24 protein-coding genes are annotated in these 23172 nt (G+C 61.4%); 9 read left to right on the top strand and 15 right to left on the bottom strand.

The features are described 5' to 3' along the window. Nucleotides 1-8: 8 nt before the first annotated feature. Entirely contained in the window at nt 9-455 is a 447-nt protein-coding gene (locus tag DQW91_RS08435) for a GNAT family N-acetyltransferase (protein ID WP_112663157.1), read from the top strand. Nucleotides 456-639: 184 nt separating this feature from the next. Here DQW91_RS08435 and DQW91_RS08440 read toward each other — a convergent pair whose 3' ends face one another. Both DQW91_RS08440 and DQW91_RS08445 read right to left on the bottom strand, forming a co-directional pair. Beyond that, nucleotides 640-2076: a DEAD/DEAH box helicase gene (locus tag DQW91_RS08440; protein WP_112663158.1), complete on the bottom strand. Its 1437-nt coding sequence runs from the start codon at nt 2074-2076 to the stop codon at nt 640-642. Between the two features lie 279 nt (nt 2077-2355). After that, nucleotides 2356-2523 (bottom strand): hypothetical protein, encoded by a 168-nt coding sequence (locus DQW91_RS08445; protein ID WP_157961380.1) that lies wholly within the window; start codon nt 2521-2523, stop codon nt 2356-2358. A gap of 260 nt (nt 2524-2783) precedes the next feature. On the opposite strand from DQW91_RS08445, the gene DQW91_RS08450 reads away from it, so the two are divergent. Both DQW91_RS08450 and DQW91_RS08455 read left to right on the top strand, forming a co-directional pair. Beyond that, nucleotides 2784-4001 carry an MFS transporter gene (locus tag DQW91_RS08450; RefSeq protein ID WP_112663160.1) on the top strand — a complete coding sequence of 406 codons (1218 nt, stop codon included), beginning with the start codon at nt 2784-2786 and terminating at the stop codon, nt 3999-4001. An 81-nt stretch (nt 4002-4082) separates the two neighbouring features. After that, nucleotides 4083-5597 (top strand): glycerol-3-phosphate dehydrogenase, encoded by a 1515-nt coding sequence (locus tag DQW91_RS08455; RefSeq protein WP_112663161.1) that lies wholly within the window; start codon nt 4083-4085, stop codon nt 5595-5597. Between the two features lie 43 nt (nt 5598-5640). On the opposite strand, the gene DQW91_RS08460 is transcribed toward DQW91_RS08455, so the two are convergent. Continuing rightward, nucleotides 5641-6072: an HIT family protein gene (locus DQW91_RS08460; RefSeq protein WP_112663162.1), complete on the bottom strand. Its 432-nt coding sequence runs from the start codon at nt 6070-6072 to the stop codon at nt 5641-5643. Nucleotides 6073-6332: 260 nt separating this feature from the next. On the opposite strand from DQW91_RS08460, the gene DQW91_RS08465 reads away from it, so the two are divergent. Beyond that, entirely contained in the window at nt 6333-6524 is a 192-nt protein-coding gene (locus DQW91_RS08465; protein WP_112663163.1) for a con-10 family general stress protein, read from the top strand. 66 nt (nt 6525-6590) lie between these two features. On the opposite strand, the gene DQW91_RS08470 is transcribed toward DQW91_RS08465, so the two are convergent. The 4 genes from DQW91_RS08470 to DQW91_RS08490 all read right to left on the bottom strand — a co-directional run bounded on the left by DQW91_RS08470 (nt 6591) and on the right by DQW91_RS08490 (nt 10973). After that, on the bottom strand, nt 6591-7121 hold the full coding sequence (locus DQW91_RS08470) for a hypothetical protein (RefSeq protein ID WP_157961381.1): 531 nt from the start codon (nt 7119-7121) through the stop codon (nt 6591-6593). A 361-nt stretch (nt 7122-7482) separates the two neighbouring features. Further along, nucleotides 7483-9252 carry an ABC transporter ATP-binding protein/permease gene (locus DQW91_RS08480; protein ID WP_198411816.1) on the bottom strand — a complete coding sequence of 590 codons (1770 nt, stop codon included), beginning with the start codon at nt 9250-9252 and terminating at the stop codon, nt 7483-7485. 106 nt (nt 9253-9358) lie between these two features. Next, nucleotides 9359-9883 carry a hypothetical protein gene (locus DQW91_RS16560; protein ID WP_157961382.1) on the bottom strand — a complete coding sequence of 175 codons (525 nt, stop codon included), beginning with the start codon at nt 9881-9883 and terminating at the stop codon, nt 9359-9361. A 286-nt stretch (nt 9884-10169) separates the two neighbouring features. Continuing rightward, complete coding sequence (locus tag DQW91_RS08490) at nt 10170-10973, bottom strand: response regulator (RefSeq protein ID WP_112663168.1); 804 nt, start codon at nt 10971-10973, stop codon at nt 10170-10172. A 173-nt stretch (nt 10974-11146) separates the two neighbouring features. Between DQW91_RS08490 and DQW91_RS08495 the strand changes: the two genes are divergently transcribed. After that, nucleotides 11147-11374, top strand: a complete 228-nt coding sequence (locus DQW91_RS08495) for a NepR family anti-sigma factor (protein ID WP_112663169.1) — start codon at nt 11147-11149, stop codon at nt 11372-11374. Then, nucleotides 11374-11919, top strand: a complete 546-nt coding sequence (locus DQW91_RS08500) for a sigma-70 family RNA polymerase sigma factor (protein WP_112663331.1) — start codon at nt 11374-11376, stop codon at nt 11917-11919. The genes DQW91_RS08495 and DQW91_RS08500 overlap by 1 nt, the downstream gene beginning before the upstream one ends. 85 nt (nt 11920-12004) lie before the next feature. Here DQW91_RS08500 and DQW91_RS08505 read toward each other — a convergent pair whose 3' ends face one another. Next, nucleotides 12005-12178, bottom strand: a complete 174-nt coding sequence (locus tag DQW91_RS08505) for a DUF1328 domain-containing protein (RefSeq protein ID WP_109596226.1) — start codon at nt 12176-12178, stop codon at nt 12005-12007. A gap of 193 nt (nt 12179-12371) precedes the next feature. Between DQW91_RS08505 and DQW91_RS08510 the strand changes: the two genes are divergently transcribed. Beyond that, nucleotides 12372-12575 (top strand): hypothetical protein, encoded by a 204-nt coding sequence (locus tag DQW91_RS08510; RefSeq protein WP_112663170.1) that lies wholly within the window; start codon nt 12372-12374, stop codon nt 12573-12575. A gap of 108 nt (nt 12576-12683) precedes the next feature. Here the strand turns inward: DQW91_RS08510 and DQW91_RS08515 are convergent, their stop codons facing one another. Continuing rightward, the gene (locus tag DQW91_RS08515) at nt 12684-14009 is read right to left on the bottom strand and encodes a solute carrier family 23 protein (protein ID WP_112663171.1); all 1326 of its coding nucleotides are present in this window, start codon (nt 14007-14009) and stop codon (nt 12684-12686) included. 161 nt (nt 14010-14170) lie between these two features. Here DQW91_RS08515 and DQW91_RS08520 point away from each other — a divergent pair, with 161 nt between their 5' ends. Further along, nucleotides 14171-15190, top strand: a complete 1020-nt coding sequence (locus DQW91_RS08520; protein WP_112663172.1) for an alpha/beta hydrolase — start codon at nt 14171-14173, stop codon at nt 15188-15190. A 5-nt stretch (nt 15191-15195) separates the two neighbouring features. Here DQW91_RS08520 and DQW91_RS08525 read toward each other — a convergent pair whose 3' ends face one another. The 6 genes from DQW91_RS08525 to DQW91_RS08550 are packed head-to-tail and all read right to left on the bottom strand — an operon-like array spanning nt 15196 to nt 21748. Further along, the gene (locus tag DQW91_RS08525) at nt 15196-16104 is read right to left on the bottom strand and encodes a carbohydrate kinase family protein (RefSeq protein WP_112663173.1); all 909 of its coding nucleotides are present in this window, start codon (nt 16102-16104) and stop codon (nt 15196-15198) included. Further along, the gene (locus DQW91_RS08530; RefSeq protein WP_112663174.1) at nt 16092-17189 is read right to left on the bottom strand and encodes an ABC transporter ATP-binding protein; all 1098 of its coding nucleotides are present in this window, start codon (nt 17187-17189) and stop codon (nt 16092-16094) included. Before DQW91_RS08530 ends, DQW91_RS08525 begins: the two co-directional genes overlap by 13 nt. After that, nucleotides 17189-18706: an argininosuccinate lyase gene (gene argH / locus DQW91_RS08535; RefSeq protein ID WP_112663175.1), complete on the bottom strand. Its 1518-nt coding sequence runs from the start codon at nt 18704-18706 to the stop codon at nt 17189-17191. Before argH ends, DQW91_RS08530 begins: the two co-directional genes overlap by 1 nt. A gap of 2 nt (nt 18707-18708) precedes the next feature. Further along, nucleotides 18709-19566, bottom strand: coding sequence for a carbohydrate ABC transporter permease (locus DQW91_RS08540; RefSeq protein ID WP_112663176.1), 858 nt, complete (start codon nt 19564-19566; stop codon nt 18709-18711). A gap of 3 nt (nt 19567-19569) precedes the next feature. Beyond that, on the bottom strand, nt 19570-20490 hold the full coding sequence (locus DQW91_RS08545) for a carbohydrate ABC transporter permease (RefSeq protein ID WP_112663177.1): 921 nt from the start codon (nt 20488-20490) through the stop codon (nt 19570-19572). A 7-nt stretch (nt 20491-20497) separates the two neighbouring features. Further along, nucleotides 20498-21748, bottom strand: coding sequence for a sugar ABC transporter substrate-binding protein (locus tag DQW91_RS08550; protein WP_112663178.1), 1251 nt, complete (start codon nt 21746-21748; stop codon nt 20498-20500). A 185-nt stretch (nt 21749-21933) separates the two neighbouring features. Between DQW91_RS08550 and DQW91_RS08555 the strand changes: the two genes are divergently transcribed. Beyond that, entirely contained in the window at nt 21934-23166 is a 1233-nt protein-coding gene (locus DQW91_RS08555) for an ROK family protein (protein WP_112663332.1), read from the top strand. Nucleotides 23167-23172: the final 6 nt, after the last annotated feature.

Below are 23172 nucleotides of genomic sequence, written 5' to 3' on the forward strand. Positions count from 1 at the left end.
GGAGCGACATGATCCGGCAAGCCAAAACAAGCGATGAACCTGAGATCAGAGATTGCGCCGAGCAGGCCTATGCTCGCTATGTGCCGTTAATCGGGCGGAAGCCCGCCCCGATGCTCGCCGATTTTGCCGCGCAGATCGCTGCAGGAGAGGTCTACGTTGCGACGGATGACCAAGATACCTTTCAGGGCTTCATCGTGTTCTATGCCGAAGAGGGGCACATCCTGCTGGAAAACGTGGCTGTCCTTCCTCGTGCCGCCGGACGCGGTGTAGGCAGGACGCTGATCGGCTTTTGCGAAAATGCCGCGCGGCAGCGCGGCATGAACGCCGTGTGTCTCTATACCAACGAGAAGATGACCGATAACCTCTCGATCTATCCCAAACTCGGATATGTCGAGGTGACGCGCCGCACGGAAAACGGTTTCAATCGCGTTTACTTCGAAAAATCTCTCACCTAACCACGGGCGCTTGGTCAAAGCTGCCGTCGTTATCCCGGTTCCGACAAACGTCCACTATCGGAAGAAGCGGTCGTCGCCGTCTCTGTCCGTTATAGGTCCGGACCCCAGAGGCTGCTGATCAAGTTCTAGCGGCCAACAAAAAAAGGCGCCCGAAGGCGCCTTTTTCATTTTCAGAAATTTTCGATCAGCCGCGACGCGGGCCCTTGTCGAGCCACGCGACCTGAGCACCATCACCACGCCCCTCGCTGCGGCGCGGCGCGCCGTGATGCTGTGCGGGCTTGTGGCCTTGAGTCTGCGTCTGCTGACCACCGGGCTTTTGCCCATTCGGCTTCTGCCCACCACGACGGCGGCGGCGCTTGGGGCCGTTCTCCGCATTCGGCTCAGCCTGCCGCGGCGCACCGTGGCCCTGATTACCGCGCGCATGCGGCGCGGGGCGTCCGCGTTGCGGCTGCTCGCGACGAAGCTCGGAGGCCGGAACCGGAGCCGGCAGATCGCTCGGCAGCGGCATCACTGGAACTTTAAGGCGCGTCAGTTTCTCGATGTCCTTGAGATAGGCGCGCTCCTCGTCGTTGCAGAACGAGATCGCGACGCCTGTCGCGCCCGCCCGCGCCGTGCGGCCGATGCGGTGGACATAGGATTCCGGCACGTTGGGCAGATCGTAGTTCACCACATGCGTCACGCCTTCCACGTCGATACCGCGCGCAGCAATGTCGGTGGCGACGAGAACGCGGCAGGTGCCTGCGCGGAATGCCGAGAGAGCACGCTCGCGCTGCGGCTGCGATTTGTTGCCGTGGATCGCGGCGGCGCTGATGCCGACCTTCTCGAGATAGCGCACGATCTTGTCAGCCCCATGCTTGGTGCGGCTGAACACGAGAACGCGGTCGATAGTGTCGTCGCGAAGCACCGCCTCGAGCAACGGCGACTTCTGGTTCGTCTGCACGAAGATGACGCTCTGCTCCACGCGCTCGGCAGTGGTGGCGACGGGCGTCACCGCGACCTTGGCCGGGTTGTTGCGCAGATATTCATCAGCCAGCGAGGAGATCGACTTCGGCATGGTGGCCGAGAAGAACAAGCTCTGGCGTTCCCTCGGCAGCAACTTCACGATGCGCTTGAGCGCATGGATGAAGCCGAGGTCGAGCATCTGGTCTGCCTCGTCGAGGACGAGGATCTCCACGTCGCGCAAGGAGAGCGAGTTGCGGTCGATCAGATCGAGCAAGCGACCGGGCGTTGCGACGAGCACATCGACGCCGTTGACGAGCTCACGCTCCTGCTTGCCGATGTTCACGCCGCCGAACACGACGGAAACAGACAGACGCAGGTTGCGCCCATAGGCGCGGAAGCTGTCGGCGATCTGGCCGGAAAGCTCGCGCGTCGGGCTCAGGACAAGTGTGCGGCAACCTTTACGGATGGGCGGACGACGGTTGGTTTCAAGGCGATGCAGGATCGGCAGCGCGAACGCCGCCGTCTTGCCGGTGCCGGTCTGGGCGATGCCGCACAGGTCGCGGCCTTCCAGAACGTAGGGGATGGACTGGGCCTGGATCGGCGTGGGCTTCTCATAGCCCTCGGACGCCAGCGCCTTCAGGATCGGCTCGGCCAATCCGAATTCGGAAAAAAGAGTCAAAGCTTTTGTCTTTCAAAACAGATGCGGAGAGCCGCAAGGCATGAAAAGCCGGAACGTCCGGCCCTGCCGGGCTCAAGAGCGACAACCTGCGTGTGGGCGGTCGTACGGTCGAGCGATTGAAGAAGTGGGCCGGGGTCTTTGCCGTTTCACAGCAAATATCCGTCACGCAGCCCACTCAAGCGGCTCACGAAGAGCGCTGACGCCATGTCATACATATGAGGCATGAGACACTATTCGTCAACCGCGAGCCATGTCGCAAACACATAGGCCTGCGCGCCGTTACAAAAGGAAGACCACAATGATGGTGGCGAGCAGAATGAACAAAGCGCCAGCCGACAGAGTTGGAAGACTCACGTCGCGGCCCGTCATCCTCTTGTAGAGTTTTCGGAAGCCCCAGATGACGAGGCTCGTGACCACAAGGCAGACCAGCAGGATGAGGATATTCATCGTTATCAACATTGGAACGATTGCTTCAGAGTTGATGAACACTCCTTACCTCCGCCTATTTTCGAATGACCAATCCACCGTGGTGGTGGATAGCACTAGCGTAACAACGTTACTTCAACAAGCTGGCCAGTCCCTCAAGCGACACTCAGGGAGTGAGCGCTGACGCCTGCTGTGCATAGGATTCACGAGACTCTGTTCGGCAGATGAAAGCCCTGTCATAAAGGCTCGCGAGCTCCTTCAGAATTGGCGGCGAACGCTCCATGTCCTCCACTCCGGCCCGCATGCCCTGGGGCTTCGTTATGGCTCTCTCATGGGCGCAGCTCGTGGCCTATGGGGTGCTGTTTTACGCCTTCGCGCTCTTCATCGAGCCGATGGGGCAGGAGCTCGGCTGGTCGAAATCGGCCCTCGCGGGAGCCTACTCGCTCGCGCTCGGCACCTCCGCCTTTCTCGGCTATCCGGTCGGACGACTCGTGGACAGGGGGCACGGGCGGATGGTCATGGTCGGCGGCGCGCTTCTCGCCACGGTTCTGCTTCTCCTGTGGTCGCGGGTGGAAAGCTATGCCGTCTTTCTCCTGATCTGGGCCGGGATCGGGGTCGCCATGAGCGGCGTGTTCTATGATGTCGGCTTCGCCGTGCTCGCCCGTCGCGTCGGCCTCCTGCTCCGGCGCGGCATTACGGTGATGACGCTGATCGGCGGCTTCGCCAGCACGGTCTTCATTCCCCTCACCCACTGGCTCATCGAGGCGCAGGGCTGGCGCGGCGCACTCGTCTCGCTTGCTATTCTGAACCTCGTTTTCTGCGCCGGCCTCAGCCTCATCAGTCTACCCAAGGCCCCGCCCCGGCAGCCTGCGCAGGCGGCGCTCGCCACCACGACAGAGAGCCGCCCGCATCCCCGCTGGGTGCTGAAGGAGTTTTCCTTCTGGGGCTTCATAGTGACGCTCGTTCTGCAAGGCATCATCTCGACAGGCCTGCCTATCCACCTGATCCCCTTCCTCACCGAACGGGGCTTCTCCCTCGAGATGGCCGTCGCGGCCTATTCCATCATCGGGCCGGCTCAGGTCGCGGCGCGCTTTGTGGCGGGCTTCGGGGAGCGGGGGCTTAGCCTCAAGGTCATGGGGTTTTCGACCCTCGTCGCCATCGTCCTGTCCTTCGCGCTCATCTCCTTCATCCCGGCGGGCTCATGGCTGATCTTCGTCTTCGCCGCGCTTTACGGAGCCGGGAACGGGCTGATGACCATCGTCCGCTCCCTTCTCCCGCGTGAGTTGTTCGGGCGCGAGGATTACGGGGCGATCCAGGGCATGATCGCGACCCCGGTGCGCCTCGCGATGGCCGCCGCGCCCTTCGCCATCGGCGCCCTATGGGCGCTCGAGGGCAGCTACGGTGCCCTGCTGACGATTTTCCTCCTGATGTCCCTCGGCGCGCTCGGGGCTTTCATGCTAATGGTCGCGCCGGCAGTGGGCAGCGGCGTGAGGGATTAAAAATCCGCTTGCTTTAGTCGGCTAATAGAATCATGAGACAAAGTTCGGGGTCGCCCGGATTTTGAAGGAAAGACGCATTTCGTGACGACAGTAACTGATCTTCTGATTGTAGGCGGTGGCATCAACGGCGCGGGCATTGCGCGCGATGCGGTGGGCCGCGGCCTCTCGGTTGTTCTTTGCGAACAGGGCGATCTTGCCGGGTATACTTCCTCGGCCAGCACAAAGCTGATCCACGGCGGCCTGCGCTATCTGGAATATTACGAGTTCCGGCTCGTCCGCGAGGCCCTGTTCGAGCGTGAGCGCCTTCTGGAGGCCGCCCCTCACATCATCTGGCCGCTACGCTTCATCCTGCCCCATGAGAAGGGCATCCGCCCGGCGTGGTTCGTGCGCCTCGGCCTGTTCCTTTACGATCACCTCGCCCCGCGCAAGCGCCTGCCGGGCACCGAGACGATCCACCTGACCCGCCATCCAGCCGGCCAGGCCCTCAAGCCCGGCTTCGACACGGCCTTCGTGTATTCGGATTGCTGGGTCGAGGACAGCCGCATGGTCGCCCTGAACGCCCTCGACGCCTCAGAGCGTGGGGCGGACATTCGCGTGCGGACCAAGCTCGTCTCCGCCCGCCGCGAAGGCGATACCTGGGTAGCGCAGCTTCAGAACGCCGAAACGGGCGCGACCTCGGAAGTCCGCGCCCGGGTGCTGGTGAATGCCGGCGGCCCGTTCGTGGCGGACGTTCTCAACACCAAGCTCGGTCTCAACACGCAAAAGAGCGTGCGCCTCGTGAAGGGCAGCCACATCGTGGTGCCCAAGCTCTTCGAGGGCGATAAGGCCTTCATTCTGCAGAACACCGACAAGCGGATCGTGTTCGCCATCCCCTATCAGGGCAAGTTCACCCTCGTCGGCACCACGGACATCCCGGTCGAGGCAGTGCCCGACAAGAAGGTCACGATCAGCGAAGACGAGATCAAGTATCTCTGCAACGTGGTGAACCACCACTTCAACCATCAGGTCACCCCTGCGGATGTGGTGTGGTCCTATTCCGGCGTTCGCCCCCTCTTCGATGATGGCTCGATCAACGCTTCCGCGGTGACCCGCGATTACGTGTTCGATCTCGACGGCGAGCCCGGCCAGGCCCCGGTCCTGTCGATCTTCGGCGGCAAGATCACGACGTTCCGCAAGCTTGCCGAACATGCCCTTGACGAACTCAGGAAGTACTTCCCGGCCATGAAGGCGAGCTGGACGGAAAAGGCCAAGCTCCCCGGCGGCGACATGCCGGATGCGGATTTCGACCGGTTCCTCGCCACTGTGAAGACCCGTTGGCCCTTCCTGCCGGAGGCCGTCGCCTACCGCCTCGCGCGGGCCTACGGCACGCGGATCGAAAAGCTTATCGGCGCGGCCAAATCGATGGCCGATCTCGGCGAGGATTTCGGCGCGGGCCTGACGGCTGCTGAGGTGGATTACCTCGTGCGTTCGGAATGGGCGCGCAGCGCCGAGGATATCCTGTGGCGCCGCTCCAAGCTCGGCCTCCACGTCCCGGCGGGCGCCGCACAGAAGATCGACGCCTATCTGGCTGCAAAGGCGGTCCAGGCCGCTCAGTAACGATTGTCCGGCCGATATCGATCGGCCGGATCTTTCTTTGACGTCAGAGCGCCTGCAGCGCCTGACGCAGCTTGTCGGCGTGTTCCGCCAGAACCTCCGGCTTTTCCATGTTGCCGCTATGCGGCTTCAGCGCCATTCCATCGAAACGCGGGATCACATGGAAATGCAGGTGGAACACCACCTGCCCGCCGGCGCTTTCGTTGAACTGATGGATGGTAACGCCATCCGCCTCGAAGGCGACCTTTGAGGCCCTTGCGACAACCTGCACCGCCTGAGCGAGATGCGTGAGGTCCTGAGGCCTTGCATCGAGGATGTTGCGCGCCTTCGCCTTCGGGATGACGAGGCTGTGCCCCGGCCCGCGCGGCATTATGTCCATAAACGCAAGAACATGCTCGGTTTCGTAGATCTTCTGCGCCGGCAACTCGCCGCGCAGGATTTTGGCGAACACGTTGTTGTCGTCGTAGGTCATGGTCACTCCGAAGGCCTCTAAAAGGGCAGAGGATCGCGCGCGGCGAGGAAGTCCCCGTCAGCGCCCCCCTCCTTTTCGCTATACCCGAGAAGCCCGCTGCGGGCGAGCCTGCCAACGGCGGCGTGAGGAGGGATCATCCCGAAGGGCCGCCCCTTTCGAAGCATCAACCGCGACGCTTTTGCGAGCTTGGGAGCAAATGTCACGGGGAACCATCGAAATTCAACGCGGTTGTCCAAACGAGTGGTTAATTGCCAAGGAGGCGTACTATGACAACCGGCTCGACTTCGAAGCGAGGTTTCGCATCCATGGACGGTGAGCGTCAACGCGAAATCGCGAGCAAGGGCGGCAAGAGCGTGCCCGCTGAAAAGAGATCCTTCTCACAGGATCGGGAATTGGCGTCTGAAGCTGGAAGGAAGGGCGGACAGGCCTCCGGCAGCAGCAGAGGCTCTCACGACTAGCTCCACAAAGGAGCACATGCAGGGGGTCGCTTGCGACCCCTTTTCTTTGCCCGCAGACGAAAGTTTTTAGAAATAGAACTTGATGCTTGAATCGTCTGGGACGATGTCGCGTGCCATCTGCGGGCCACCGCCGACGACAGCCTCGAAGCGGTTGATGTCGGTAAAGTCGCCTTCGAGAAAGAGTTGCGACAGCCTTTTCGACAAATCGAGCGATAGCCGCCTCAGCGTTTCCGTGGGCTCGATGTTAAGAACGGTCGCGGCGCGAACGAACAGAGGCTGAGAGGCAAACCCTGCCGCGGCGATCAGCGCGAGAAGACAAAACTCCTCGACCGATCCTTGGCGTGATCCGACTGCGCTGAATGCGAGAAGGCTTCGTCTTTGACGCTTGAGTTCGAAGGAAAGAAGAAGCGCATCCGACAACGCCGCGCGCGCCTGCTGCGATCCGATGAGCGCAGCAAGCTGCCCCTCCTGTTCTTCGAGGAGGGGCGAAGAATAATTTTCTTCGAGTTCCGCTAGTCCGCGAAACAGATCGATGACAGGCAGGACTTTGGGTGAGAAAAGAATCAGGACCGACCGGTCGGGGTTCGATTTTTGCATCTCCATGAACATCAGATACTATGTGCTGCGGACGGCCCTGCTCCACCAGCCTTGTACGGAAGGACTAAATGTCGCTGCAACATGAGGGGGCAAATCACCTCATCTTCCTGATGTTCAACGACCATCCCGCTCACCATCGACGCCACTCTCGGCTCGTCGCTCGAATGCGCACTCGACATGGAGCGCAGGAATTCGGGCGGAAGATCCTGGACGGAAAGAATGGTCTCGGTGTCTCTGGTCACGATCATGCTTTTTAACCTCCCTGTGCGGCAAACGCCGCCGTTCTGTTGGGAACGTGCCGGATCGGCGCTTGTTCCGGCCAAGGGGATGCGCGATAGCGCGCAGGCAGGTCAGTGCCCCGCTATTGCACAGCCGAGTGCTCTTCGCTCTTGCGGCCGCCGCCCCGGCGGAAGAGAAGCGCGAAAGCTCGCCTGAGTGCGAATGTCTGCGGGGAGAGAACTTCGTCCGCCACGAGCTTGGCCCCTTCCTTGCGGCGCGCCAGGACAAGGCGCCGGTTGTGAAAAGCCTCCAGCTCGGGGCGATGCCCCACGCTGATGACAGCTGCGTTCGGCAGTCGCTCCGACATTCGATGAAGAAGGATCTCCTGCGTCGATGTGTCGAGGGCGGAGGTCGCCTCATCCATGACGATGATGTCCGGCTTTTGAATGAACAGTTGCGCGAAAGCCAAGCGCTGCTGTTCGCCTCCCGATAGCGCCCTGTCCCAAGGCACATCCTTTTCATCGATCTTGTCCGCAAGGTGCGGCAGACCGGCGTCCACGAGGGCATTCTTGATGGCTTTGTCGGAAACGGATGTCGCCGGGTTGGGATAAGCGACCGCACGCCGCAAGGAGCCGATGGGGACGTAAGGTCGCTGCGGCATAAAGAAGAGTCTCGCGCCGCGCCGCGTCGTTATCTCGCCGTGCCCCCAGGGCCAAAGACCCGCTATCGCGCGGATCAAGGTGCTCTTCCCCACACCCGATTCACCGACGACAAGCACCCTCTCGCCCGGCGAGATCGTCACTTTCGTCTCGCCGACGACCGCCGTCCCGTCATCGAGATTGACGGCGACATCACGCAATTGGAGCGCGGCGATATCGTCCACCTCTGAATGCACGATGTGCCCCCAGCCGGATTTCTCCGCCCCCTCCAATCGGTCGAGGGAGACGATCAAGCCTGCGACACGGTTGGCCGACGCCGTCCAATCCGCCATACGCGGATAATTCTCCATGAGCCAGTTGAACGACTGCTGCACCGTCACGAAGGCGGTGGCTGCCTGCATCACCTCACCGAGCGACATCGTACCGGCCAGATATTTCGGTGCGCAAAGAATGATCGGGACGACGGGCGCGAGAATGAAATTGCCGTAGGACACCACCGTCGTTCGCAAGTACTGCCCGCACATGGCACGCCATTGCACGATCACGCGCCCGAGCGCTTCACCGAGCGCGCTCCGTTCCTCGGGTTCGCCGCCGAGCAATGCGATACTCTCCCCATTTTCGCGCAGCCGTGTCGCGGCATAACGAAACTCGGCTTCGGACTGGTTCTTGTTCTCGGCGATCTCCACGAAACGGCGTCCGATGAACAGCATCGCCGTTGTGGTGATGATGGAATAGACGACGGCGATAAAGACGAGATAACCGGGGATCTCGATCTGTTGCCCGTACACGCCGAAAGAGATCGAACCGCCGACGACCCACAGGACGCTGATGAACGTAATGGCGGTCAAAACCGCCGTGGTCGCGCCGAATGCGAAGTCGACAGGCGACTCCGTCGCGATGCGTGTGTCATCAGCGATTCTGAATTCCGGGTTCTGGTGCTCACCCTGCACCAGGTTCAACTGATAATATCGCCCGTTCTTGAGCCAGCGGTCGATCTGGTAATCGGTGAGCCAGGCACGCCAGGCGCGCTGCGTCGTCAAGCGCCCCCACACCGAAGCGACATTGAAAGCGACAGCGGCAAGCGCAAGAGGAACGAAGATCAGCGCCATGCGCCCGACGAGCGCGATGTCCTTTTTCTCGAGAGCGTTGAAGAGATCGCGATTCCAGATGTTCAGCCTGAGCTGAATGTAGAGTTGGCACAGAATGATCGCGAAAAGCGTCAGCGTGAGGAACCATGCCTCGCGTCTCGACACCCCTGTCCAGAAACCTGAGGCTGCGTGCCAGAAACGGGCGAAGAGACGTCGACGCTCAACTCTCCCGTCTGGCTTACGCACTCCAATTTCTCCTCCAGCAAGATGTTTATGAGAAGACCTCCCCGGGCTCATGCATCACCACACAAAGCCCAGGCGGCAGGGTGACATCGGATTTTACGAGCGGGCTGAGCGGATTGGTGCAACCGATCGGGCTGCCCTTGCGCTTGGGAGCATCCTTGCTTTCCTGCTGCTCGACAGGCTGCTGCAGCACGGGAGGCGGCGATCCTCTCGGCTTCACGGTAAGGATCGGCAGATCGGTGTTCTTCGCAAAAATTGTTGTCGCGGTTCCTTGGTCCGAGAGATAGAGCACCTCTCCTGTGCCGCCGCGCAACAAGACGCTCATCGGCTCGCTGCCGACCCATTCCACTTCCATGACGGAAGATCGCGCCGCCGAAGTTGACGGGATGGCTATCCGGTCGCCCTTGCGTTCAGCGGCGACGGTTTGCCCAAGCGACAGTTCAGGAGCCCTTGCCGGCGTCATAGCTCGCTGTTTGGGGAGAGACGCATGCGCAAAGCTGGCGACGACTGCGATCCCCGCGATTGCAACGAACGTTCCTGATGTGCCGAGCATCGGGACCTCCTGCCTTGGCAGCTTGGCTGAGTTCGGCAAGTCAACGCCACGGTATCGCTGGATGTTCCTAGGCAATCCATAAGGGAATATATGGAAAAACGGTGGAACTTCGGTGTTTTCAAGGCGTTAGTTCAATACCGGCCTTCTGGTCCTCCCCGCATTCCCCTTGTGCATTGGCCGGCACCTTCAGGACGGGTCGATTTCGGCCCGTCTTTTTTCACTTTTAAGCTTCGCAATAAAAAACGCCCGGCTGAAGACCGGGCGTTTTTACTCTGGAACCGCGCTGTCAGGCGGATGCGCGCATTTCGGGACGGCGCGCGCTCTGCTGGAAGAACAGGGCCTGGCTGATGACCGCCGAAACGTTGGCCGGCTGGAATGGTTTGGCGATGAGGAAGGCCGGCTCGGGTCGCTCACCCGTCAAGAAACGTTCGGGGTAGGCGGTAATGAAGATCACCGGAACTTCGAACGTCTTCAAAAGGTCGTTCACAGCATCGAGGCCGGAGCTTCCGTCCGCGAGCTGAATATCGGCGAGGATCAAGCCGGGCCGCTTGGCGGATGCGAGCTTCACCGCTTCGGTGCGCGTGCGGGCGATGCCCGTGACATTGTGCCCGAGACTTTCCACGAGCGCTTCCAGATCCATCGCGATCAGCGGCTCGTCCTCAATGATGAGGATCTCGGTCGCCATGTCCGCCGCGAGTTCCCGCCCGGCCTCATCGACGAGCTTCTCGACTGTCCGGGTATCGACGTCGAGGATCTTGCCGACCTCCTCTTCCGAGAAGCCTTCAAGGCTGGAGAGCAGGAAAGCCTGCCTCGGGAGGGGGGTGATCTGTCCGATGCGGACCTCTGCGGGCAGGTCCCGCTGGATCTGCTCGCCACGGCCGTTGACCGAGAGCGAGTTCCAGATCCGTGTAAAGACCTGGAACAGGTCGACCTTGACGCTGCCTTCGGAGCCGATGGTCGCGGGGTCGCTGACGAGGGTTTCGAGGGTGGCCGCAACATAAGCGTCCCCGGCAACTTGACTGCCGGTCAAGGCGCGGGCGTAACGGCGAAGATACGGCAGATGCTGGACAACCAGCTGTGCTGTCGACATTCGTCTCCCCTTGGTGTTTTTAGCGTTGGTACCTGAACGTTTAATTCTGCATCCCTATAAAAGTTCCACTATTGGGAACCGAAGGCAACTGCCCGCGTTATGGTTCAAAAATATATATAAGCGCGCACCCTGCCCGGCCGGCTTGTCTCCGGCGGCAGGCGTAGGGGATAATTATGACGAGTGAAAAAGGGAATAAGCTGGCCCGGGTCATCCCGGAGGCATCCCTGAATGAGCAGCTTGAAGCCGAACCACGGCTTGACGGGATCAGTCAATCTCGCATCGGCGAACAGCTTCGCGCGATGTACGACGACCTGATGCAGCAGCCCATTCCGGAACGATTCAGCGAGCTTCTCGCGAAACTCGATCAAGGCAGCCCGCCTTCCGAGGAGGAGAAGCCTTGATCGAGCCTGAACCGGCCATCCGGGACGCCCTTCTCGCAGCCGTCCCAAGCTTACGTGCCTTTGCGATCTCCCTTTCGGGGCAGGTCGACAGGGCCGATGATCTGGTTCAGGACACCCTTTTGAGAGCCCTTTCGAACCTGCACCGGTTCGAGCGCGGAACCAACCTCAACGCCTGGCTCTTCACCATCCTTCGCAATCTCTTTCATTCCGAGTACCGCAAGCGCCGCAGGGAGGTCGAGGACCCGGAAGGCTCCTATGCCGGCCGCCTGAAAGTGCAGCCTGAGCAGGGCGCACGGCTCGACTTCGAGGACTTCCGCCATGCCCTGGCCCTGTTGCCCCCGGACCAGCGGGAAGCGCTGCTCCTGGTCGGAGCATCGGGCTTCTCCTACGAGGAAGCCGCCGGCATCTGCGGCTGTGCGGTGGGAACGATCAAGAGCCGCGTCAACCGGGCGCGATCCCGCCTTGCCTCTCTTCTCAACGTGGACGATGTCGAGGACCTTGGGCCCGACCGCATGACCCGCGCCGCCCTTCAGGGTATCGGCTAAGGGATCGGCTAGCCGCCCTCAAACAAAAGCGCCTCCCACTGACGCGGGGGCGCTTCAAGTCCAATTCAATCGCGCAAGGCCGGAGCTAGAGAGGATTACGTCCCCTCAGCAGGCCGATGACGGCGGAAATCGCAAAAAGCACGATCGCGACGAAGAAGATCAGCTTCGCAATCTCCACCGCGGTACCGGCAATGCCGCCGAAGCCGAAGAGAGCGGCGACCAGCGCGATAATCAGGAATGTGACAGCCCAACCGAGCATGGCGTTACCTCGTAAGATTTGCCTCGGCCAAAGCCGATGATGAGAGACAACTCCAAGCAGAGCGCTACGGTTCCGATTAAACTTGAGCATTCCTTCTCAAATCTCACGAAAAGCTCTGAATCGGGACTTGAGCTGAATTTCTGGAACTCAACATTTAGCGACACGTTCTTCTCCATACAGGGAGAAAAACAAGATGAACCGTGCCGTTGCTCTTCGCTCTTCGATCACCTTCCTTATCGTGATGTTTATTGCCGCTGCGGCAACTCTGTCGAGCCAAGTGGCGATTGCAGAGGCGTTGCTTGCGATTAGCGGCGCCCTCTTCGTCATGATGCTGTTTTTCGTCTTCGCCGCACCGACGCAGCGTCCGGTGCCTATCCGCATCCGCCTGCGCGATTGATCTCCTCCCCACCCCTGCAAGGGTGCTTTCCATCAAGCCTCACAAAGAGAAGCCCGCATCGGGTTTTACCGACGCGGGCTCCTTAAGATAACAGGACTGTTAGGCGGCTCAGGCCTTTTCGGCTTCACCCGAGCCGCCGTTTCCGCGCAGCAGGTGGTAGAGCAGGATGGCCCCGAAGGTCGCCGTGCCGATGCCGTCCAGGGTGAACCCGGCAAGCGTCAGCTTGAAGTTGCCCGCCCCGAGCACGAGGGCGACGGCGACGGTGATGAGGTTGCGGGGGTTTGAGAAATCGACCTTGTTCTCCACCCAGATCCGCCCGGCGGTGGCGGCAATCAGGCCGAACACCACGATGGACAAGCCACCGAGCACGGGGACCGGGATCGTGCCGATGAAGGCCCCGAACTTCGGAGACAGGCCGAGCAGCAGCGCGATGACCGCCGCGACGATGAAGATCAGCGTCGAGTAGATGCGGGTGACGGACATGACGCCCATGTTTTCCGCATAAGTCGTGACGCCCGTGCCGCCACTCGCGCCGGAGACGATCGTCGCGATGCCGTCGCCCATGAAGGCGCGCCCGAGATAGGGGTCGAGATTGCGGCCCGTCATCGCGCTGATGGCTTTGATGTGCCCGAGGTTTTCGGCGACCAGGATGATGGCGACGGGAGCGATGAGGCTCACGCCCTGCACCGTGAACACCGGCCCCTGGAAGTGCGGCAGGCCGAACCAGGCCGCCTGTCCGATCCTCGCGAAGTCGATGGCTTGGCCGTAACCGAGAACGTTCGCGCCGATGTAATAGGCGAAATAGCCCACGGCACCGCCGAGGAGCACAGGCAAGCGCCGCCAGATGCCCGGGGCGTAAACCGCGACAAAACCGACGGCGAGCACGGTGATGATCGAAACCCAGCGCGCAAACGACGTGCCCGCCGCGTTGTCGGGGGTGACGCCGGATGCACTGCCGATGGCAATGGGGGCCAGCACGAGGCCGATGGCGGCGACGATGGCGCCGGTGACCACCGGCGGCATCAACCGCTCCACCCAGCGGTAGCCGACCATCTGCACGATGACGCCGATCAGCGTATAGAGCACGCCGGCCGCGACGATGCCGCCGAGGGCCACCGGAATGTTGGGGTTGGGGCTCCCCACCGTCGCCCCCGTCGCGACGAGAACCGGCCCGATGAACGCGAAGCTCGAGCCAAGATAGCTCGGCACCCGGCCGCCGACGATGATGAAGAAGATCAGCGTCGCGACGCCGGAGAAGAAGATCGAAACGTTCGGATCAAAGCCCATCAGGATCGGGGCGAGAGCCGTCGAGCCGAACATGGCGACGACGTGCTGGATGCCAGCGACGATGGTCTGGCCTGTCGGCAGCCTCTCGTCGGGCAAAATGACCCCTTCGGTCTTCAGGGTCCAGCGTGGCAGGAAACCGTTACTCATCGTGCATTACCCCCATGAATGCTTGGCAGTTCCGGTTAGCGCCGTGCCGGGCGCGCGGCTAGCTCGAATTTGACTTTTTAACCGCCGCGAGGGGATCTTCTGGACAGAGCGCCACGCGCATGAGCAACCTTGTTCGCAAATCTTTTCCTGGGACGATGGCAATGCGCAAAGATCACTCTCTTCCAGAAGGCACTGTGCGGAGCCTGTGGGTCGACAGCCAGGCTCTGAGGGGCAACCTCCTTGGCGATCCGAGTCGCCGCCGGGTCGATGTTTACATCCCCGCCGGACATAACGGACGCGGGCTGCCGCTTCTCGTGGATCTTGTCGGCTACACGGCCGGAGGACCGGCCCACACGAACTGGAAGAATTACGGCGAGAATGTCCCGGAGCGGCTGGACAGGCTCATCGGCTCCGGCGCCATGCCGCCCGTCGTCGTCGCTTTTCCCGATTGCTTCACGCGTCTTGGCGGGAACCAGTATATCGACAGTGCGGCGATGGGTTCATGGGAGACGTTTCTCGTTCGCGAGATGCTTCCCTTCATCGAAGGGCAAATCGGCTGCGGCGGCGCGGGGCGACGCGGCGTGTTCGGAAAAAGCTCGGGCGGTTACGGGGCCATCGTTCACGCTCTGCGGCATGGCGGTGACGTCTGGTCGGCTGCCGCCTGCCATTCGGGCGATATGGGTTTCGAGTTCATCTATCATCTCGGCGAGTTCGCTGGCCTGCTGCGTCACCTTGCCGAACACGACATGTCGGTCGAGGCCTTCATCCGCAAATTCGAGACAGGTCCGAAGGCCAAGGACGCAGATTGGCACGCGTTGATGATTCTGGCGCAATGCGCCACCTTCGATCCCGATCCGCAGCAATTTTACGGCATTCGAACCCCCGTGGATTCCGAGACGTGCGAATTCATCCCCGAACGCTGGGGGAATTGGCTTCGTTGGGATCCCGTGCGGATGGCGGATGAGCCGCACCATGTCGACTCGTTACGCAAGATGAAGCTCATCTTCATCGATTGCGGCACCATCGACCAATACAACCTGATCCACGGCGCGCGCATTCTCCACCGCAAGCTCGAGGCCGCGAAGGTTCCTCATGTCTATGAGGAGTTTCACGACAACCACTCGTCGGTCGATTACCGCATGGACCGCAGCCTGCCTCTTCTGGCGCGTGCGTTGTCCTGAGGCGATCAGGCGCTCTGCTTGAGGACGGTAGCGCCCCCGGCAGCCTGCACGGAGAGGCTCCCGGCAGCGATGGCCGCCGTGAGCGCGGAGCGATGATCGGCGCCATCGAGCCAGCGGTGCAGAAAGCCCGCGTTGAACGCATCACCTGCCCCGGTCGTATCGACAACCCTCACAGGCGGCGCTGAGAGAGAAAGCCTCTCGCCCGCCGCCGCAAGCGATGCCCCCTCGGCCCCCTTCTTCAGCACAACGAGAGGAAAGCGGCTGGCGAGCAGATCCAGCGCATCGCTCTCGTTCGCCGTTCCAGTAAGAGCCGCGGCTTCCTCCACATTGGGGAGAAACACATCGACGCCCCGGCATCTTTCCAGAAAGGCCGGGTCATGAATCAGGGTTTCGTCCCAGCTCGGATCGAGTGAGACCGTAAGCCCCTTGCTCTTTGCCTGTTCGACGACATCCGGCAGCTCGTGAAGGGTTGCATACTCGGCGATATGAAGATGCTTCACGCCAGGCGCGGCAAGCGCATCGCGAAGCGTCGCGGGCCGGCCGTGCCCGGCGCGGCGCGAGAGGAAAGCGCGATCCTGCGGCTGCACGATGGCGACGGTCAGCTGCGGCCCCGCATCCGCCGCGCGTTCGACGAAACGAAGATCGACACCGCTTTCGCCCAACGCCGCCTCAAGCCCGGCGGAGAGTGGGTCGGTACCAAGGCGAGAGACAAGAAAAGCCTCACGTCCGAGATTGATAAGGTGAGCCGCCGTGATGAACGCCCCACCTCCCGGTACAACCGCTACATCCTCGGCAAACAGTTCGCGCCCGAGCACCGGCAAGCCGGCAAGCCCGGTGAAGACCAGATCGCAATAGGTTCGGCCGAGGCACAACACACCGTGCCGTGCTTCGGATAAAGGTTTCACAGGCGGCATAGGGCGCGTTCGGTCTTCTTGTCGAAGAGATAAAGCGAGCCCGGCGTGGCATGAACCGTCACGCGCTGACCTGCTTGAGGAATGACTTTTCCGGGAGCGCTCGCGATGATGGAGGTTCCTCCGACATCGAGATGCACCAGCGTCTCGGGGCCGAGAGGCTCGACGACGGAGACAGCGCCGGAAAGAGCGAATGACCCCTCACCTGCCTCAGCGCCGACAACAAGGTCGTGCGGGCGCACGCCCACGAATACCTCGCTGCCGCTTGCGGCTTTCGCATAATCGGCAGGAACGGCGACAGACGCTTCAAGGCCATCGATTTCTGCGACGGTCCGTCCGGCCTTTTCGGCAAGATGCGCCGGCAGAAGGTTCATGGTCGGACTGCCGATGAAACGCGCGGTGAAGATATCCTGCGGATTTTCGTAAAGCTCCATTGGCGTGCCGACCTGCAGAATGTGTCCGTCACGCATGACGACAATGCGGTCAGCCATCGTCATCGCTTCCACCTGATCGTGCGTCACGAACACGATGGTCGTGCCGAGCCTTTGGTGCAGCTTCTTGATTTCAAGCCGCATCTGCGTGCGCAACTGCGCGTCGAGGTTCGAGAGCGGCTCGTCGAAGAGGAACGCGGCAGGATTGCGCACCATCGCGCGGCCAATGGCGACACGCTGGCGCTGACCGCCGGAAAGCTGCGAGGGCCTGCGGTCGAGAAGCTTTTCAAGGCCAAGGATCTTCGCGGTCTCCTCGATCCGCTTCTTCTTTTCATGCTCAGGCAGCTTCGATGTATAAAGACCAAAGCCGATATTCTGCGCCACCGACATATGCGGATAGATGGCATAGTTCTGGAACACCATCGCGATGTTCCGGTCCTTCGGTTCGGCCTCGTTGACGACGCGCCCGTCGATGGTGATCGTGCCGCCGGAGATGTCCTCCAACCCTGCGATCATGCGCAGCGTCGTGGACTTGCCGCAGCCCGAAGGACCGACGAGAACGACGAACTCACCGTCCTTCACCTGAAGGTCGATGCCGTGAACGGCGGTCGTGCTGCCGTATTTCTTCACGAGACCATTGAGAGCGATATTGGCCATCAGGCTTCTCCCAGAAGCGCTTTGAATTTGTTGTTCAGTTCAGCAGCAGTGGCGGTTTCGCGCTCACCAATGGCGCGAGCCTGTGCCGCAAGAGCGTCGAGCTTGTCGCGATAGCTCTGCAAAGCCGCGCGCAGGGCGCGGGGGGCAGGCCCGCCGAAGCGGTCGCGAACCGCGACGAAATGTTCGGGCGAAACGAGTTCCGCGAACGTTGCCTCATCGATGGATGTGTTGCGCCCGGTGGCCTTCGCGAAGGCTTGCAGGAACGCGGCGTAGCCGTCCTTGGCGAGATCGCCCTGCACCGCAACCACCGCCTTGGCGACCGCTGCCGCGATTTCGTGCGCCTCGCGGAAAGAAAGGCCTTCCCGGCGCACGAGACTGTCGGCGAGCTCCGTTACGGTGATGCAACTGCGACGGATGTTGTCGCGCACCCTTGCGGCGTCGATTTTCACTTCAGCCATGAGCGCCGCGAGGAGATCGAGCACACGTGCGGCAGAGGCGAAGACCTCATAGCCCATGCCCTGCGTCTCGCCTTCGCTGTCATTCATGTCGGTGAAGGGTGTGTTATGCATCACATCGAGCATGGTCCGTGCGCGCCCGAAGGTTTGCGAAGCCAGATGGCGCAGATGTTCGATGGGAACCGGATTGCGCTTTTGCGGCATGATCGAGGAGATCTGAACGAAGGCGTTCGGCACATAGACCTGACCGACCTCGAAACTCGTCCAGAATTGCAGATCCTGAATGGGTCGCCCGAGATGCAGGAACATCAGTTCGATGGCGCCATAGGTCGCGGTAATGTAATCGACCGCCGCGATGCAGCTATAGGAATTCTGCAAGGGCTGCGAGAAGCCGAGCAGCGCCGCCATGCGCTCGCGATCAATGGGAAAGCCAGACGTCGTGATCGCCGCCGCACCCATCGGAGAACGGTCCACGATATTGCGCGCCTCGGCAAGGCGCTCGATGTCGCGCAGGAGAACCTCGATCATCGCGCCGAGATAATGGCCGAAGGTCGTCGGCTGCGCGGGCTGGCCGTGGGTATAGGCGACGATCAGCGTCCCCTCCTCCCGCGCCGCCATCTTGATCAGCGTATCGGCGAGGTGGCGCGCCTTGGCGAGCAGAACATCGATGCGCTCCTTCAGACCCAGCTTGAACAGCGTGTGGTCGATATCGTTGCGCGAGCGCGCCGTGTGCAGGCGGCCGGCGAGATCGGGGCCGAGCCTGCGCTTCAGTTCCTTCTCGATAAGAAAGAAGAAGTCTTCCACCTCGCCGGTATAGGTGAGCGCAGGCACATCGACCTCCGCATCGATAGCCTCGAGCGCGCGGGCGATAGCCCCGGCCTGCTTGGCGTCGAGAATGCCGGTCTCGGTCAGCATCACCAGATGCGCCCGGTCGATGCGGCGAAAGCCTTCCACATGATGCGCCTTGGCCCCATCGAAGAGCGGACGCAAAACCGTCTCCTTGTAGACAGGATCAGGAAAGACGCTTTTGTCGTCGCGGCGGGGATCTTGATCGTTGGACATCTTCAACCTTTAAGACCGGCGAGCATGACGCCGCGCACGATGTAACGCTGAAGGAGCAGGAACACGATCAAGGTCGGGATGGTGGCAAGGCTCGCGCCCGTCATGATCATTTCCCACTGGATCGCCTGCTCCACCGCAAAGCTCGAGAGCCCGACGGGCAGCGTGTAGAGATCACGGCTGTTGGTGACGATGAGCGGCCAGAAGAAGGCTGTCCAGTTACCGAGGAAGGTGAAGATCGCGAGCGCGGAGAGCGCCGGCGTCACCAGCGGCATCGCCACCCGCCACCAGATGGTGAACTCGTTGAGACCATCGACCCGCGCCGCCTCCAAAAACTCATCCGGGACCGTCTCGAAGAACTGCTTCATCAGGAAGGTGCCGAAGGCCGTCATCATGCCGGGGAACATGATGCCCCAGTAGGTGTCGATCCAGCCGAAATTGCTCGCCATGAGATACCACGGGATGACGAGCATCTCGGTGGGAATCATCAATGTTGAGAGAATGGCGATAAAGACGAGGTAGCGGCCCCGGAAGTTGAATTTCGCCAGCGTGTACCCAACGAGGGAATCGAAGAAGACGTTCGACAGTGTCACGCACACCGCCACGATGAGCGAGTTGATGAACCAGCGCAGGAAGCGCCCGTCTGACAGCACCGTGACATAGTTATCGAGAGACGGCGCTTCCGGGATAAGGCGCAGATCGTAGACCTGCGAAGCGTCCTTCAGTGACGTCGACAGCATGAACAGGATCGGCGTCACCATCACAAGGCCGCCGAGGAAGAGCAACGTCCAGGTGATGATGCGGCCCGGGCGAACGGGGAAACCCCGCCTCGCCCCATGCGCGGAAAGAGGAGCTGTCGTCATGGGTCAGCGGTCCTTGAGCACACGAAGCTGGATGAGGGAAACGACGAGAAGGATCAGGAACAGAACCACCGTCTGCGCCGCGGCGTAACCCATCTCCATCGATTTGAAGGCGGTCTGATAAATCATCAGAACAATCGGCTTCGTCGTGTTGAGCGGCCCACCCGGATCGTTGAAGGTCATGTTGTAGACCTGATCGAAGATCCGCAGGAAGCCGATGGACGAGAACACGACGAGGAAGACGATGGTCGGCTTCAAAAGCGGAATAGTGATCTTCCGCAGGATCGTGAATTCTGACAATCCGTCGATGCGCGCGGCCTCGTAGTAGGATGAAGGAATGGCGCGCAAACCCGCCATGAAGATGATGACCTGGAAGCCGAGCCCGGCCCATACGGCGGGGGCGAGGATCGCCGGAAGAGCCTGCGTGACGGAGCGCAGGAACGGCTGCTGCGGAATTCCGATCGAGCTCAAAAATCCGTTGATCACACCGATCGGCACAGGCTGATAGAACCAGCGCCACACCCAGGCCATCGCGGCGGCAGTGGTGAGAAACGGCAGAAAATAGAGCGCGCGGATGAAGCCGTGCATAAAGGTGACGCGGTCGAGATAATATGCAACCGCGAACGAGATCAGAAGGCTCAGCGGCGTTCCGATCACAAGGTAGGCCGCCGTGTTGCGGAAGACCTGCCAGAACAGCGGATCGTTCACGAGGCGGATGTAGTTGGCGAGGCCGACGAAAGACGCCGGCCTCAACAGGTTCCAGTCCGTGAAGGACAGCCAGAAGGCTTCCAGCGTGGGCCAGAAGCGGATGACGCTATAGAAGAGGATCGGCACCGCCAGGAAGGACCACGCCCAAAGCACCCGCTTTTGACGCAGACTCATCCCATCCCATAAGCGGCTGGATTTCGCAGGCGATGCCGTCACCATCACGTCCTCACTTCGCGGCGCGGTCGATGATCGCCTGCTCGGCCTTGGCAGCCTCTGCGAGCGATTCCTTCGGATCCTGCTTCTGGATCAGAACGCGGTTGACCATGTCGATGGCGACCTGCCGCTGAGCGGCTTCATCCACGAACAGGGTGGTGTGCGCGTATTCCAGACCCTTGAGGAAGGGACCGTAGATCGGGTTGGAGAGATTTTCCTGCGTCAGCGCCGCGGAACGACGCGCAGGCAATTCGCCCACCGCCTTCAACCAGATCTCCATTGCTTCCGGAGAGCTGACATAAGCCAGGAACTTCTTGGCGGCATCGAGCTTCTCGCCCTGCGCCTTGCCGGTGATGGCGTTGGCGAAGTAGCTCGCGTAGTTGCTGCGCACGCCATTGGCGGCGGGAAGCTCCGCAACGCCCCACTCAAAGGACTTGATGGCGTTGAACGCGCCAAGGCGGAAGGTGCCATCGATGGTCATCGCCGCAAGGCCGCCCTTGAAGGCCGCCTGCGCCTCGTCCATGAAGCCGAGCTGGCCGACCTTCTGCTTGTTCTGCAGATCCACATAGAATTGCAGCGCCTTGAGGCCGGCCTCGTTGTTGTAGGCGACCTTGCGGTCGTTATCGGTGTAAGGCACGCCGCCGTTCTGGCGAACGAGAACCTCGCGCCACCACTGGTGATCCTGGCCCGCCATGTCCATCGCGAAGCCTTCGGAAACGATGTTGCCCGAGCCATCGCGCTTCACGGTCTTTTCGGCGGCAGCGACGAATTCCTCAATCGTCTGCGGCGGCTTGTTCGGGTCGAGGCCCGCAGCCTGGAACGCCTTCTTGTTGTAGAACAGCGCGAGCGAGCGAACCGCGGTCGGCAGACCGTAATACTCGCCGTTGCGCTTCATGGCGGTCACGATCGGGAAGAATTCCGCCTCGATCTTGTCATGCGGGAACGCATCCTTCGGTAGCGGCTGAATGAGCTTGCCGGCGATGAAGCCATCGACCCAGCCGTAGAAGAGCTGCACCACATCCGGTCCCTGCCCGGCCGAGACGGTGGCTGCGACTTTCGTCTGATACTCAGCGTACGGGAAGGTGGTGTGCTTCACCGTGATGCCGGGGTTGGCCGCCTGAAACTTCTGGATCAGCTGATCCATCGCCTTCACGCGGGAGTCGAAAACATATTGCCAATATTCGATCTCGACAGCGCTCGCGGCATTGGCGGCGAGGACACTGACGCCGAAGGCGAGACCGGCGATCATCTTTTTAAAGCGCATTCGACCCTCCACATGGGCCAGCCGAGATTTCATATCGGCGTGGCGTTTGTTCCCAGTTCCGAGCGTGAGAAAGCCCGCTCATTCGAACAGGCTCGCTTGGAAGAACGCCTCCTGTCAATAAAATAATTTACTTGAGTTATTCAGGAACGCTTGCCATCGTTCCTTTCGCAGAGCACGAGGCTGGGATGCCACGCCCAAAGAATGCACCCTCGAAAGTTGCCATCGGCAACAACCCGGAACGCAGCCGCACCCATAACCGGCGCGTCGTGCTCGATGCCGTGCGTCTGCACGGGCCGCTCGGCCGCACCGCCATCGCGCGCCTGGCGCATTTGAGTTCCCAGGCCGTTTCCAACATCGTCGGCGAGCTTCTCGAGGAAGGTCTGTTGCTCGAATGCGGCCGCCTGCGCGCAGGGCGCGGCCTGCCGCCCGTGCAGGTCATGGTCAATCCTGACGGTGGCATGACGGTCGGCGTCGAAATCGCAGCCGATCATCTCGTCACGGTCCTCGTCGATCTTCTGGGACAGGTGCGCGCGCATCACACGATCCCGCTGGGAGATACCGCTCCGCGTCACATCAAGCAGCGGTTGAAGGCAGAGATCGACAAGGCGTGCGAAAAAGTTCCCGGCGCGAGCGAAAGATTGCTCGGCGTCGGCGTTGTGATGCCCGGACCATTCGAGATCGAAGGCATGAGCTCCGTCGGTCCGACGACCCTTCCCGGCTGGTCCGGTCTCGATGCAAGCGCCGTCCTGAGCGAGACGACCGGAAAGACGACCTTGGTCGAGAACGACGCGACCGCCGCCGCTGTCGGCGAGAGGCTGCATGGCGTCGCGCGTAACCTCAAGAATTTCTGCCTGCTCTATTTCGGTGTTGGCCTCGGTCTCGGCATCGTCACGGAAGGACGCCCCTTGCGCGGCGCTTTCGGCAATGCGGGCGAAATCGGCCACATCATCGTCGCCCCTGGTGGAAAACCGTGCCCGTGCGGCAATCGCGGTTGCCTTGAGCGCTATGCATCCCCGCACGCGTTGAAGGAGCGTCTGAGTGCCGGCGGCATTGCATGCGATGACCCGCTGGAGCTTGAAGCCCTTCACCGTCAGGCGCACCCCATCGTGCGGGAATGGATCGCGGAAGCAGCATTCTATCTTTCGCCTGTCGTCGGCATGCTGGAAAACCTCTTCGATCCCGAGAGCATCGTCTTCGGCGGCGGATTGCCGGATGCGCTTCTCGACGATTTGATCGCTGCGCTCGACCCGCTGCCGCGCTCCATTGCGAGCCGACATCAACGATCCGTTCCGCGTGTGATGCGTGGGGCGACGGGACAACTCACAGCGGCCTTGGGCGCGGCTGCCCTGCCCCTTCTCGAAACGGTCACGCCAAGGCTCGACACGGCAACAGAGCCTGCAAGTGAAGAAAAACTTTAGAACGCC

The sequence above is a fragment of the Microvirga flavescens genome, from assembly GCF_003290125.1.
Lineage (GTDB): Bacteria > Pseudomonadota > Alphaproteobacteria > Rhizobiales > Beijerinckiaceae > Microvirga > Microvirga flavescens.